General features: G+C 46.0%; 10 protein-coding genes. 9 read left to right on the forward strand and 1 reads right to left on the reverse strand.

Features of this window, described 5'->3' with window-relative positions; translation table 11 throughout:
• The 7 genes from IH879_09555 to IH879_09585 all read left to right on the forward strand — a co-directional run.
• Nucleotides 1-218 (forward strand): hypothetical protein (locus IH879_09555; protein MCH7675181.1); only part of this gene is annotated, 218 nt, incomplete at its 5' end.
• Between the two features lie 118 nt (nucleotides 219-336).
• Nucleotides 337-1,113, forward strand: a complete 777-nt coding sequence (locus IH879_09560; protein MCH7675182.1) for a fumarylacetoacetate hydrolase family protein — start codon at nucleotides 337-339, stop codon at nucleotides 1,111-1,113.
• 107 nt (nucleotides 1,114-1,220) lie between these two features.
• Nucleotides 1,221-1,670: an arginase family protein gene (locus tag IH879_09565; protein ID MCH7675183.1), complete on the forward strand. Its 450-nt coding sequence runs from the start codon at nucleotides 1,221-1,223 to the stop codon at nucleotides 1,668-1,670.
• A gap of 97 nt (nucleotides 1,671-1,767) precedes the next feature.
• Nucleotides 1,768-3,156, forward strand: coding sequence for a M28 family peptidase (locus tag IH879_09570; GenBank protein ID MCH7675184.1), 1,389 nt, complete (start codon nucleotides 1,768-1,770; stop codon nucleotides 3,154-3,156).
• A 646-nt stretch (nucleotides 3,157-3,802) separates the two neighbouring features.
• Nucleotides 3,803-6,571: a TonB-dependent receptor gene (locus tag IH879_09575; protein ID MCH7675185.1), complete on the forward strand. Its 2,769-nt coding sequence runs from the start codon at nucleotides 3,803-3,805 to the stop codon at nucleotides 6,569-6,571.
• A 296-nt stretch (nucleotides 6,572-6,867) separates the two neighbouring features.
• Nucleotides 6,868-8,931, forward strand: coding sequence for a M1 family metallopeptidase (locus IH879_09580; protein MCH7675186.1), 2,064 nt, complete (start codon nucleotides 6,868-6,870; stop codon nucleotides 8,929-8,931).
• Between the two features lie 24 nt (nucleotides 8,932-8,955).
• A complete protein-coding gene (locus IH879_09585) occupies nucleotides 8,956-9,897 on the forward strand; it encodes a hypothetical protein (protein ID MCH7675187.1) in 942 nt (313 codons plus the stop codon).
• A gap of 254 nt (nucleotides 9,898-10,151) precedes the next feature.
• Here IH879_09585 and IH879_09590 read toward each other — a convergent pair whose 3' ends face one another.
• Entirely contained in the window at nucleotides 10,152-10,709 is a 558-nt protein-coding gene (locus tag IH879_09590) for a cupin domain-containing protein (GenBank protein ID MCH7675188.1), read from the reverse strand.
• Between the two features lie 472 nt (nucleotides 10,710-11,181).
• On the opposite strand from IH879_09590, the gene IH879_09595 reads away from it, so the two are divergent.
• Both IH879_09595 and IH879_09600 read left to right on the forward strand, forming a co-directional pair.
• A complete protein-coding gene (locus tag IH879_09595) occupies nucleotides 11,182-12,906 on the forward strand; it encodes a hypothetical protein (protein ID MCH7675189.1) in 1,725 nt (574 codons plus the stop codon).
• A 136-nt stretch (nucleotides 12,907-13,042) separates the two neighbouring features.
• Nucleotides 13,043-14,173: Gldg family protein (locus tag IH879_09600; protein ID MCH7675190.1), on the forward strand; the 1,131-nt coding region annotated here is incomplete at its 3' end.

Genomic DNA, 14,173 nt, shown 5'->3' on the forward strand with positions numbered 1-14,173 from the left:
CTCAACTTCCATCTTACGCAACTTTTGACGACCTGGAGGTTCGCGTTCCGATTCGGGTTCATTTCAGCAAACCCGACAATGAAGAAGCGATAGTATCTTCTTCGACCAAAGAGATCAGAATCAAACTTCGACTTAAAAAGAGGCCGCCGTTCAGAATTGGTTTTTTTGATGAGAAATTTTTTCAAGGTTTTAAGTGGAAGGTTGTTCATCCGAAGTGAATATTTTTTTTTAATCCTTGTACGTTAATTTGAAATTTTCTTAATTCTTAATTAATTTAATTAACTAATCAACCAATCGTCCCGCCTAAGCCAGTACGGATACTTTGAAAGGAAAGATATGAGCCATTGGATTCGTTTTCGTCATTCCGGGTACACTAAATTTGGTACTTTGGAAGGTGACACTATCTCGGTCTTTGAGGGCAATATGTTTGAAAACCCAACAAAGACGGATGAAACGGTATCGATTGAGGAGAGCGAGTATTTGACGCCATGCAAACCCTCGAAAATGCTCGGATTGGTCAATAACTTCCATGCAGCTGCCGAAAGACAGGGTTTGCCTATTCCGGAAGAACCGCTGTACTTCATCAAGCCGCCATCGTGTTTTCTTCCGCACAAGGGAGAAATTATCAAACCCAAATGCTATAACGGCCGCGTGATCTACGAGGGAGAAATTGGGATTGTTATCGGCAAAACCTGTAGAGATGTTGCCGAGTCAGAAGTGGAAGATTGCATCTTCGGATATACATGCGTGAATGATGTCACTGCACTGCAGATGATCAATGCCGATGAGTCATTTGCACAGTGGACTAGAGCCAAGAGTTTTGATACTTTTGGTTCGTTTGGTCCCACCATTAACACCGAAATAGACCCCAGTCCACTGAAAATACAGTCTATTCTTAATGGCCGGGTCAGGCAGGATTATCCGGTTTCCGACATGATTTTTTCTCCGCATGAACTGGTGATGAGGCTGTCACGTGACATGACCCTGGTTCCGAGTGATTTGATAATCTGTGGCACCTCCGTGGGTGCTCTACCAATGAAACCCGGCAGTACCATTGAGATACACATTGATGGTATCGGCACACTACAGAATACTTACGTAACAACAAATTAATACCATTTTGTATTAACCTTCTGTGCAACATACAGATTCCTCGCCCGTTGCCACTGTGGCTTCGTTGACGACCTGAATATTTTTCAGGAAATACGAATTCAAGAAAAATGAAGGAAGAATTAAACTTTGAAGAGGCTCCGCTTCGTTATGCTGGGGTTGCAGCTCTGTTGAAAAGACCGCTAGTGAACGACCCATCAGGTGTCGATATCGCACTGATTGGTGTGCCCTGTGATGGAGCAACCGAAAGCCGACCTGGGCCTCGCGAAATTCGCAATATGTCAAGTTTGACTCGTTCGGTACATCATGTGACGCGGGTGAACCCTTATGAACTTTGCAACGTTGCAGATGTAGGTGATGTGAATTTCTCAAATCCTTTTGACCTGCAACAATGCTTTGCCGACATTACTGATTTTTACAGCAAGATTTGTGCAGCCGGTGCAGTGCCCCTGAGCGTAGGCGGCGATCACTCTATCAGTTTGCCGTCTGTCTGCAGTGTTTGTGTCTATAGCGGGGGTTTAGACTGCAGAGCATTCATGCCAAATGCTATGATTTTGTAGTCTATCCATTCAATAGTCGTGTTATAACATTGCATTTGGGTTGTTCATTTGCGGAGGTTTACATAACGTTACTTTACTTAGGAGGAAATGAATGGAAATGAAAACTCTAACCCAAAAGGCTGTTGGGGCTATCTTAGTCGCCTTAACAACCGCACCTTTTGCACTGGCGCAGGAAAATAGTTCGCCGCCACAACTTGACCTTAGGCTTTATGACATCGTCAGCGCTGCTTCACCGGAACGGCTCGAGACCGACATTCGGAAGCTGGTGAGTTTCGGAACTCGAAATACTTTCTCAGATACGGTTTCTCAGACACGTGGGATCGGCGCTGCCCGCCGCTGGATTAAGGCGGAATTTGACCGAATCTCAGATGACTGCGGTGGTTGCCTTGAGGTTTTTTACCAAAGAAGTTTAGTAAAAGCCGAAGAAAACCGTCGCGTTTCGGAAGATACCTGGATTGTCAATGTGATTGCAATTCAAACCGGCACTCGCTATCAAAATCGGTATGTAATTATGTCGGGTGACATCGACTCGCGTGCTTCAAAGGGTGCAGATGCAGTGACGGATGCTCCCGGCGCCAACGATAATGCCTCAGGAATGGCTGGAACCATAGAAGCCGCCCGGATATTGACAAAATACAAATTTCCTGCAAGCATAGTATACTCGGGATTATCCGGAGAAGAGCAAGGCCTTTTTGGCGGCCGGCACATGGCTAAGGTTGCCAAAGAAGAAGGCTGGGAAATTATAGGTGTTTTGAACAACGATATGATTGGAAATATTGAAGGCATTGATGGAGTCGTTGAGAACAACACGTTTCGAGTTTTTTCAGAACCGAGATCGGTAACAGAGTCTGACGAAGCGAGGCGGAGAATTCGTTTCTTTGGAGGAGAAGTGGATGGGCCTTCCCGGCAACTTGCCAGATATGTCCATCGCATAACGGATATGTATATTCCAAATCTTGACGCCATCATGATCTATCGCCTGGACCGCTTTGGACGCGGTGGACACCATAGACCATTTAACGATGAGGGATTTCCCGGAGTCAGAATTATGGAGACCCACGAGAATTATACCCGGCAGCACCAGGATATCAGAACAGAAAATGGCATCAATTATGGTGATGTTATCGAGGGTGTGAACTTTGAATATGCCGCCAAACTGACGGCAGTGAATGCAATTACATTAGCGGCTTTGGCCTGGGCTCCACCCGAACCTAGAAAGGTCAAGATCGGAGGAGCCGTTCAACCCTCAACCAGGCTGGCCTGGGATAAAGTAGAGGACTTGGATTTGGCCGGGTTTAAGGTTTACTGGCGAGACACAACAGCGCCGCAATGGCAACATTCAAGGTTTGTCGGGATGGTTACAGAGTATATGTTGGAAAATATTGTAATCGATAACTATCTGTTCGGGGTGGCTGCTGTGGGGACAAACGGCAATGAAAGCGTGATAGTCTTCCCGTCGGCACTTATGAGACGCGGACGGCGATAAACTGTCGTCTGAATCTGTCAGATGGCATGTGGGATTCATTCTATTCTTTCTAGAATCATGCTGAGAATGATGTTCAATTACGGCGTTTGTAGAATCCTTGCTCAGCGACCCAAACCTAGATTCGCTATGCATAGAATTATCTAATATGGCAAATTCAGCCGACGCGGTTCCGGTTCGCGATCTTTGGATTCTTGTTAGATCAGAAAGTTAAGTGGGTTTCAAGAGCCTTTTAACAAGTGCGCGCTTGATTTGCGGTGTTATAAAGAAAAATGAGTTACTCACTTGTTGGGACTACTGAAGGCGGTGAGAGCCTCTAAGTCATGATTAAAATGAGCGACCTCCTATCTACAAGGAAAATTCATTTCACTTGTGCAAATTGTCGAACAAAATATTTTGCGCAAACCGAACAAGCTTGGAAAGAAGGTAAGTGCAAGAACTGCGGAGAAAAAATTGTAGTACCTCAATCAGATGAAAACAACTTACTTTCAGAGTCTTTCGCGGTAAGTGAGACTCAATCGAATAGTATCTGAAACAGTTTCCTCTATTTGCACAATTCCGGTATGCGTTCATTCCCGCCCACTTTTTCCCTTGACTAAGTTACTTCTTTTTTGCATTTTCCAAAACCATTCCTGAATGACTCCAAACAATGAAGGTATCTTACTCTTTTATTCTTTACATCCTCCTACTCGGATTTCAAGTGCCCCTGACCTTGGCACAAACTGGTAGTTTGCAGGGGAAAATTGTCGCTCGCAAGACCGGTAAACCGCTCTACAAAGCAAATATCGCTCTTACGCTAATCTCTGAAAATCAACAAATCGTTGGCGCACATTCAGCACAAAATGGTTCATACGAGATTAAGAATCTCCAGCCAGGAGTCTTTAGACTAACGGTTTCCTATATTGGCTACGAAACATTTTCCATAGCAAAGTTGATTCTAGGAGCTGCGGAAGCCAAAAAATTGAATATTTCGCTGACTGAGAAAATCCTGGAGATGGATCCGATTGTGGTCTCGACCCCAAAACAATCCATTGACCGCCGCGGTATTGAAAAACTCGAATCAACTGCCTCGGTAACCATACTGGATTCCGTTCAAATTCAATCTGTGCAGCCAATGAGTCCTGCAGATCATCTGCTGGGTCTATCCGGGGTTGATGTGGTTAAAACCGGAATTAGCCAAAGCAATGTCGCCATCAGGGGGTTCAACGATCTGTTTTCAAGCTCATACCTTTTACTGGTTGATAACCGTATTGGCAGAGTGCCGTCGCTGCGCTTTAATGCCTACAGTTTTATTCCAACATCCAATGAAGATATTGAGCGCATTGAAATTATACGCGGCCCGGCCTCCTCTTTATACGGCCCGAACAGTGCCAATGGTGTTTTGCATATTGTTACAAAGTCACCGTTTGAGACCAAAGGAACGACTATCAATGTTGGATTTGGCGAACGCAATACGGTTGTCGCAGATTTCCGTAATGCCGGCCGTATCGGTAATAAAATCGCTTACAAAATTACCGGGACCCTCATGCAAGGCAACGATTTTGAATCTCATGATGCCTTTGAAGATTCCGTAAGAGCCAGCTTGTTGGAAGCAGCAAAGTTTTACGCAGAACAGGGATTGCCCAATCCAATTCCAATGACCGAGGAAACCGACCGAATCGGGCTGCGGGATTTTCGGGTTGAAAAGCTCGCCACGACGGCACAAATAAATTATGTTGCAAACCCAGATCTGATGTTCGTCCTGATGGGAGGGTTTAACCTGGCAAGCAATATGGAGCTCACCCAAATCGGGGCAGCGGTCGTCGATAATTGGCGATATTTTTATGCCCAGGGGAAAATACTTTACAAAAACCTGTTTTTGCAAGCCTTTGTGAACGCCAGCGATGCAGGTGGAACCTACTTTCCCAGAGACGGTGGTAGCCTGGTAGATAGATCAAAGCTTTTTTCATTTCAAATTCAGAACACAACGGAACTGGGAAGGCGGCAAGTTTTTACCTACGGCATGGATGCGCTCCTAACTCGCCCGCTCACCGAAGGATCCGTTAACGGTTCAAACGAAGACGACGATAACATCGATGAAATCGGCATCTATCTTCAGTCGGAGTCTGATTTTTCGGAGAAAATAAAACTGGTACTGGCCGGCAGGCTGGATCGGCACAACCGCCTTGACAACCCTTTTTTTTCACCAAAGGCCGGGCTGGTTTTCACCCCCGTTCCCGGAAATCGTTTGCGATTCTCGTTTAGCAGAGCTTTCAACACCCCTACAACGGAAAATCTCTTTCTCGACCGGCTCGTGAGTCCCTTGATTCCCGACCAGTTGATCAGTTTCAGCTCTTTCTTGAATTTTCAACCCTTTAATGTTCGGGTGAGCGGCGTTCCCAAATCAGGTTTTACATTCAAGCGGGATACGAATGGCGGAGTAGGGGGCTTGTACATGCAGCCCGTACAGCTATACTTCCCGCAAAATCAGGATTTTATTCCCGCCGATGCAACCCTCTTGTGGGATAAGGCGATTGAAATTATTACTCAAATTGAAGGAAGCGGCCTGGAACCCATGTACAATAACTTGCGTAGTGTTCCAACCCCCAATTTAACTGAAGTCCAATCGGTTCTGAAAGCATTCAATCCCACGACGGGTGAGTCTGAGCTGGTTGATCCTTCATTGGTGACAAACATCCGCAGTCTTGCAGCGACCAAAACGAAGAGTTTCGAATTCGGATACAAGGGGGTCTGGAATGACAGGCTTCTCATAAATGCCGACATTTATTATAGCCGGATAAAAGATTTCATCGGCCCGCTTTTGGTTGAAACTCCTAACGTATTTTTTGATCGCGCCGCGCTCGAGCAATATCTAAGCCCATTTATCAGCGCTGCTCCAGCTTTTGCCAGAATGATGTCGGTAATTCCACTTGGGACAGTGACGCCACTGCAAACGCGATATCCGGGCGACGTCCTTCTCACCTACAAAAATTTCGGCGATATCGATCTCTTTGGAGCCGACCTTGAGGCGAGTTTTCTAGCAACGAAACACCTTACTCTTGCCGGTACCTACTCGTTCCTCAGCAAAAATCTATTTGGCGATGTTGACGGCGTCAGGGATGTTGCACTCAATGCCCCAAAAAACAAATTCAGTTTGGGGGTTCACTACCGAAACCGCAATTCTGGAATTGGCGGCGGCCTCCGGTTTCGCTCTGTTGAAGGTTTTCCGGTAAATTCCGGCATCTTTATTGGCGAAGTTGATTCATATGGTCTTTTTGACCTGAACGCCGGCGTGGATTTGCCCGGCGAAAGCGGAATTCGCCTGGCATTGACCGTCCAAAATCTGTTCAACAATAAACACCGCGAATTCGTGGGGGCCCCGGAAGTAGGACGCCTTGCCCTGTTTCAGGTTAAATATTTTCCAGACAGGTATCAATAAAGTCGGGTTGAGTAATTTGTTGAAGTTAAAAGAAAAACAAAACGAGAATAGCATTAAAATCAGAACTTGGTGTGATGTTAATCTGGAGGTAGTAGCGGCTTTTGCTGCTTGTTCAACCGTGAGACTGACGAAAAAGTCGATTCTTTTCAGTGAGGCCTCGCAGGCTGAGGCGACTGGCTTGACTTTTATCCACACATAGAGTTTATTACGAAAGAGACTCCTGCATTCGAGGAGCGATTTATTATTACCTTATTTGCTGAAGTCTATTTTTTCACACACCGAAGGGAGGGAAAATAATGCGACAAAAGCTTGGCAGTATCACGCTATTTCTAATCCTTTTCATGCCATTAAGGCAATCGGCCGCACCGGTAAGGCAATCGGCAGCACCGGCGAACGAAACCGTCCTCAGTACACGGCTTGCCAACTACGAAATGGATGTCAAACTGGACGCGCAGAAACGCCTGATTGATGGCACTGAAATCCTGACATGGAAAAACAACACCCGCCACGCTACTTCTGAACTGCAATTTCATTTGTACTACAATGCCTGGCTGAACGAGGAGAGTTCACAATTTCAATCAATACGGCGGCGGCGCAGTTTTAGGGAGAGCCAGTCTGATTATCGTGAAAATGATTGGGCGTATAATAAGGTTCATTCCATCAAAATCCTGGGTGGTCAGAATTGGAGTGAAGCAGATATCTCCGCTTCAATGGAATATATTCAGCCGGATGATGGCAACAAGCATGACCGTACGGTACTGCGCGTAGCATTACCAAAACCGGTAGCACCTGGCCAGACCATCCGCGTCGAACTTCAGTGGCAGTCGAAAGTGCCGCGCACTTTTGCCCGTACCGGCGTCAGAGGTGACTATTTCTTTCTCGCACAGTGGTTTCCCAAAATCGGCGTGTTCGAGGAGGATGGAAAGTGGAACTGCCATCAGTTTATTCAAACGGAATTCTATGCGGATTTCGGTATTTACGATGTCAAAATGACTGTGCCGAACGGCTGGGTTGTCGGAGCAACCGGCAAAGAGATTGAAAAGGCAGATAATGGCGACGGCACCACAACCCACCGTTACTATCAGGAAGATGTGCACGACTTCGCCTGGGTCACGACGCCCCGTTTCTCTGTACATAACGAGCTTTTTGAGGAACTTGGTTTGCCATCGGTAGACATGCGGCTGCTGCTAATGCCGGATCATGCGGACAAAAAAGACAGGTATTTCGCCGCTACCCGGGCAGCTCTTAAATACTATGGCACCTGGTGGGGCGCTTATCCCTACGATCATGTCACTGTGGTTGATCCGGCCTACAAATCCGGCTCCGGCGGCATGGAGTACCCAACGTTTTTCACAGGCGGCACCCGCTGGCTCTCACCAATTGAACGGCGATCACCTGAAAGCGTCACAGTACATGAGGCCGGTCATCAGTTCTGGTACGGCATTCTGGCAAACAATGAATTCGAGTACGCCTGGCTGGACGAGGGTTTTAATACATTCTCCACCACCCGCACGCTTGAGCAAGTCTACCCCAATCCGGTGCTTACAAAAAGATATTTTGAAGAATTTATCCCGGTTGTATTCCCGAGCGTCAAAGTCCCAGAGCGCACCCAGATCGCGGACCAGTATTACGGGTTTAATTCAATGCTTAAGCGGGACCCGATGTCGAGGCTGTCCTGGAAATACGGTCCTGATGCATATGGCTATAACTCCTACAGCAAACCGGCCATGATGTTAAGGACATTGGAAAACTATCTCGGCTGGGAGACCTTCCAGAGGGTCCTGTCCACTTATTTTGAGCGCTGGAAATTCCGGCATCCGAAACCCCAGGATTTCTTTGCCATCGTAAATGAAATCAGCGGTCAGGATATGAGCTGGTTTTTCGAGCAGACTTATAATAGTTCCAACGTGTTTGACTACGGTGTAGGTCAGGTCAGCTCCGAACCGGTCACTGTACCCAGAGGCTATGGAGAACAGGAAGGAGATTGGATTTACCGGGATGGTGAGGAAGTGGATGACGATAGCGAGACAGACCCGGAAAAGCAATACCGTTCCCGTGTATTTATTCGTCGCTGGGGGGAAGCAACTTTTCCAATCGAGGTAAAAATCACCTTCGATAACGGAGAAGATGTTCTCGAAAGCTGGGACGGTAAGGAGCGCTGGGTACGTTTTGACTACCTGAAAAACACCCGCGTTCAAAAAATTGAAGTGGACCCAGAAAACAAGCTGGTCCTGGATGTGAACCACACTAATAATACCTGGGTGCGTAACTCCCGGGCCAATATTGCCGCAACCAAATGGGCCTCAAAATGGCTGACCTGGTTACAAAATTTGATGGAATTTTTTGCCTTTTTCTCATAACTGACAATCCAGGAGAAGACTGATATGAAAATCTTCAATGCAATCTCAAGCGGATTTGCGAATGTAATTCAATCAAAGCGATACATTTTTTTTGCGTACAGCCTGAATCTACTGATACCCCTGGTTCTGGGGATCGCCTTATTTTCCACTCTGAGTCAGTCCATTGGCCACAGCCTGGCGGGTGAGAATTTGCGTAACGGTTTCGATGAACTATGGTACCCAGGATTCTCAGCTCAGGCTCAGGGACTGTCTGGGACATTTCATCCCAGCGTAGTGGGAATTGGTGCCGTTTTCAATGGCCTCGAGAAGATGCTGGATGGCAGTTTTTTGCAGGCAAATTGGGAAGTTGCAGGCGTCGGCTTGCTCTATTTGCTCCTGTGGACCTTCTTGTCGGCAGCTTTCATTTCGTTGTACGCCACACCAAAAGAGCAGCCGTCATTTTTTCAGCGCGGCGCTGAGTTTTTTCCCCGGTTTCTTCTTCTCGGGGTAATTGCCGGAGTTATCTACTTCCTGCTTTTTTATTTTGTTATGGACTGGTTAACCAAAGCAGTGGACGAACTGACCCGCGAAACCATTGACGAAAGGATTCATTTTGGCTATGTTGCGCTTAAGTATCTCGTTGTTTGGGGATTGATTTGGACAGTGAATTTAGTTTTTGATTATAGCAAGATTGTAATGGTCGTTAAGGATCACAAAAACGCGCTCTCCGCACCGCTTGTGGCGATGCGTCTGGTGTTTTCAAATTTTGGTAAGATGTATGGCTTGTATCTGAGCATTGGTGTTGTTTGGATAGTAATGATGTTGTTTTACTGGCTGATAGCGCCTGGCGCGGGGCAGTCTAACTGGATCACAATTATTGGCGCTTTTGTGGTGGGGCAGATTTATTTGCTGGCGCGGATTGCAACGAGATGCCTGTTCTACGCCGGACAAACGTCGATGTTTACAGCCATCAGTCCTAAGGGTTAATGAAATGTCAAACTGAGTTGGGAACCATGGTATTCCAACTTTTTCTTTAACGAAGAGCACGAAGCGGGATTTGATGAATGTTCAGTGTGATTTTGGCATTTTGCAAAACAAATACTTTTCTTATTTATCGAAGTTCATTTGCTGGATGGCAACTCGTTAACCAAACGAGATGTTCGCGGCAAGGATGGCACAGTTAACAATACCCAATTTGTGGATCAATAAATTCCCGGGAGCTAATTTCGAACTAGCAATCTTTAATAAGTGGGGGGTGTACTAATAGACAACAGTTCAACTTCACTGTCAGTAATGTTCTTTATCTTATGATTCATTTCACAGCGAAAATGAATAGAGTCACCTTCCTCGAGAATGTATGGCTTGCCATCGAGAGTAACTTGAATTTTACCTTTGAATACAAAAATCAACTCTTCCCCGGCATGCTCATATCCTTGCGGAATGTTTTCCTGCCCTGGTTTGGGGCGGGCGATGATTACTTTTAATTTCGAGTCGATAATTCCTTTGGTAAGAGATTCAATAAAAACTTGATTCTTTTGATCAACTATTAACGAGCGCTCATCTTGTCGGACCATGGATACTTTTTGGTGGCTATCCTGTTCGAAAAAGATGCTGGTTTCTTTACCTAGAGCCGAAATAAGCTTCATTAGCGTTACAATAGTAGGAGAGGTCAGATTTCGTTCAATCTCTGAAATCTGAGTCGTTGATACTCCCGATTTGCAAGACAATTCTTTTAAAGTTAGACTATTTTCACCCCGCAATGATTTAATTTTTTTTCCCACATCGAATGCTTGCGCCATGACCTTCCTCCTGACCTTTGCCAAGGTCGACAATCACACTTCAATCAAAATGTAAATTTTTCTTAATTTTTTCCTTGACAATGATCTGTGTATTTGTTATACTGATTCGGGCGGTAAGATATATCGGATTTAGTAAGCTATAGTGTGCAAACGTTTGCGCCATCAATGCAAAAACTTGCACAGAATAGACGCCTTTCCGTGGCTAAGCTTCCTTTGCTAGCTAATTTTATTCATTAGAGTTAAAGAACTTTACTTCTTTGCATGGCACAAAGATTGCAAAAATTTAACCAAAAAATAAAGAGGCAACTTCGTAAACTTCATTCCTCAATCTTTGGTTAGCGATTCAATTTTTTTTTGAATCAGACTTTTGTTGAATAGACATCCCTTGCTGTTGAAGTTTAGGTTCAAGTTTTAGCATTTTTCTTTCAGATTTAAAAGAATCTTTTTTTAACAATACTCAAGGAGGGACCAAATGATTTCTCATCGTTTCTATCCTCAGTTGATGGTAACATGTCTCCTCATTTTGTTCGCTATTCTCTGGAGTTGCGGAAAGGGTCCCACCAAGCCCGGTGAACAGAATGATCCCCCCGATACGTTCATTACCAAGAAATCACTCGAGAAAGTACCGCTCGAAACCGATAGTACGGGGGCATTTGTAAACCTGACCAAGTTTGTTTATTCTATCGAGTATACCGGCGTGGATCTTGACGGAAAGGTGGATAGCTTTCAGGTTAGCATAAATAACGGACCGTGGTCTTCTTCTACAATTAAGACCAGCAGTTCGGACACTTTGGATTTTGATTCGGAAAGTGCGACTAACACAGTGTCGGTGCGATCTAAAGATAATCAGGGGGCTGTGGATCCAGAGCCAGCTTCGGTAGTGTTCACCTTAGGAGAAACCGGCGCAAATGCAATGCCAACTACCGCATTTGAATCGGGGCCATCTACTGCTGCGACAACCAGTTCTGGAGTACGGTTTGTGGTAACGGGTGCGGATCCCGACGGACAGGTTGTGCAATTTTCCTATTCTTTAGATGGCGGCGCTGCACAAAGCGTCGCTGCGGATGCCGATGGCAAAGCTGTTATTGAGTTTAGTGAAAGTAACGGGAATCTATTGGCCGCAGGAAACCATTCCATTTCTGCTCAGGCAATAGACAATTTGGGAGGTATGGATGAAACCCCGGAAACCCGCAGCTTTTTTGTTTCCTCCGGTTTTTCGCCGATTATCGAGTTTCAGGCGGGTCCTGCCGACGGCGGTGGGTGGTTTTCCGGTGTTGATGTTTCATTCGCCTTTAGTGCGGTCCTAAGTCATTATGATGGCGCCCTGTTAGGATTTTCCTGGGCCTTTGACGACTCATCAGAAGGGGCTTTTACCGCCTTCTCCACAGAGGGGTTAGCAACGATTCTGGGAGGGAATTTGACGCCAGGCGACCATTTCTTTGTATTGCGAGCCAAAGACCTGGCAGGAGTTGTTTCTAAAGCACTGATTCGATTTAATGCCGCATCAGCCTCTCTTGATCAAGGCATCGTTCTCATCGATGATTGTGGTTTTAGTGAAAATGAAACATTAGAGGCGATATTCGCCGCTGCCGGATTTCCCGTGTCAAGATATTGGGATTTCGACGGCGACGCCGCCAATGGCCACCCTCAAGACGATCTGTCCATCTGGACGCCGGGAGAGCTCGGCAAGTATTCAACAGTCGTATTTTTTACCGATAACTCGCCAACCGCCTTTGACAATTCACTTCTTTTGGGCGCTTATGTGAAGGCCGGCGGCAACATTTGGATGACCTCTTACAATTGGTCAGGTGCAGACTCTGGATTCTTAAGAGAGACAGCGGGCATCAGGAGGGTGTTTAATAATTTTGAGTGTGCGGGTATTAGAGGCGTCAACCCTAGTTGGGCGAATCCATCGGGCGCCACCATAAATGATGCGTTTGATGGCCTCACTATCGATTGGACCGGCAGTAGGGGCAGTGTAGATATTCTAGATCCGAGTCAAACTGCGGGAGAAGCTATCTTTGAAGGCACGCCGCCGGGAAACTTTCCGGAATGGCCGCGTGCAGTTTTTATGCCGCATCCGGACCCGTGGGGTAAAGTGGTTTCCTGGGGCCACTCTCTAAGGCAAACCTCAAGTAACGACCCGGCATTACAGGCGGCTGTGGCAATTATTTTGGGGACTCTTTTTGGTGAATAATATTTGGACGACACCGAGTAAGGTATTTCTCACCGTGGGAGCGTTGATCCTAATAATTTCAGCTGTCATAAAACGAGATAGCGTTTTCGGATTTTTTAGGAAACGGTCGACAAAATACGGATTTAACGCGATTGTGTTGAGTCTTATAGTGCTGGGAATTCTTGCTCTGGCGAATTACACGCTGAACAGACACAGCTGGCGGTTTGATACCACCGCTTCAGGTCAGTATAGCATCGCCGCTCAAACCGTTAAAATTCTTGAAGCTCTTGAAGAAGAAGTCAAGGTGACCGCATTTCAAACCCAAATCGAATCAGGTAGGTTGGATGACCTGTTGAAAGAATATTCGTATTACTCGGACAATTTTAAATATGAAGTCGTAGATCCCGACAAGAATCCCGATCTCGCCAAGAGTTTAGGGGTGAAGAAATACGGCGAATTGTTTTTACAATCCGGCGGCAGAACGGAGCGAATAGAGGATGTAACGGAAGAAAAAATCACAAACGCGCTAATAAAAATCAGCAGCAGAAAAGAGCATAATATTTACTTCCTTTCCGGGCATGGTGAGAATAGTTTCGAGCTTTCAGCGGGCGAGAGAGAATCTTATTCTCTCGCTGCCGCGGAACTCCGTAAGGTAAATTATAATCTGAGTAAATTAGAACTGTTTCAAACCGATTCCGTTCCCGAAGACGCTTCTCTTGTGGTGTTAGCAGGTCCGTCGAAGAATCTCTTGCAGAGAGAGATAAACGCCCTGAACGTTTTTCTTTCAGGCGGCGGCAGTCTTCTTCTACTCGTTGAAGCGAGAGTAAATGATACCGGTTTGGAGGAATTTATTTTGGGATTAGGCGTGAAACTGCAGAATGATATCATTCTTGAACAGAGCGCATCATTTATTATTTCGGGTGGTGGATTGAAGAGAGATACGCGAATCTCAATTGAACCAACCGCCGCGGCGTATGGAGTGCATCGGATCACGGAAGATTTCCGGTTAGCCAGCGTTTATCCCACCGTCCGTTCTTTGCTTGTCCGGACAGAAAACGATTCAGGCGACTATGATATTACCGAACTCATCTTTTCGAGCAAGAGTTCATGGGGCGAAACTGATTTAGCGCTGTTGGACAAAAGTCAAACGAGTTTTGATAAGAATCTTGACCACCCCGGTCCATTGGTGATCGGTGTAGTCGGTAAGGTAAAAGAAGGAAGAAACGGTGGCAGGTTTATAATAGTCGGCGATTCGGAATTCGCGTCAAATCCGTATATAGAACGCGCT

It is taken from the genome of candidate division KSB1 bacterium (assembly GCA_022562085.1).
Taxonomy (GTDB): domain Bacteria; phylum Zhuqueibacterota; class Zhuqueibacteria; order Oceanimicrobiales; family Oceanimicrobiaceae; genus Oceanimicrobium.

Coding starts and splice junctions, on each gene's coding strand:
- IH879_09565 (MCH7675183.1), top strand. CDS start 1,221: ATGAAGGAAGAATTAAACTTTGAAGAGGCTCCGCTTCGTTATGCTGGG.
- IH879_09580 (MCH7675186.1), top strand. CDS start 6,868: ATGCGACAAAAGCTTGGCAGTATCACGCTATTTCTAATCCTTTTCATG.
- IH879_09575 (MCH7675185.1), top strand. CDS start 3,803: ATGAAGGTATCTTACTCTTTTATTCTTTACATCCTCCTACTCGGATTT.
- IH879_09595 (MCH7675189.1), top strand. CDS start 11,182: ATGATTTCTCATCGTTTCTATCCTCAGTTGATGGTAACATGTCTCCTC.
- IH879_09590 (MCH7675188.1), bottom strand. CDS start 10,709: ATGGCGCAAGCATTCGATGTGGGAAAAAAAATTAAATCATTGCGGGGT.
- IH879_09570 (MCH7675184.1), top strand. CDS start 1,768: ATGAAAACTCTAACCCAAAAGGCTGTTGGGGCTATCTTAGTCGCCTTA.
- IH879_09560 (MCH7675182.1), top strand. CDS start 337: ATGAGCCATTGGATTCGTTTTCGTCATTCCGGGTACACTAAATTTGGT.
- IH879_09585 (MCH7675187.1), top strand. CDS start 8,956: ATGAAAATCTTCAATGCAATCTCAAGCGGATTTGCGAATGTAATTCAA.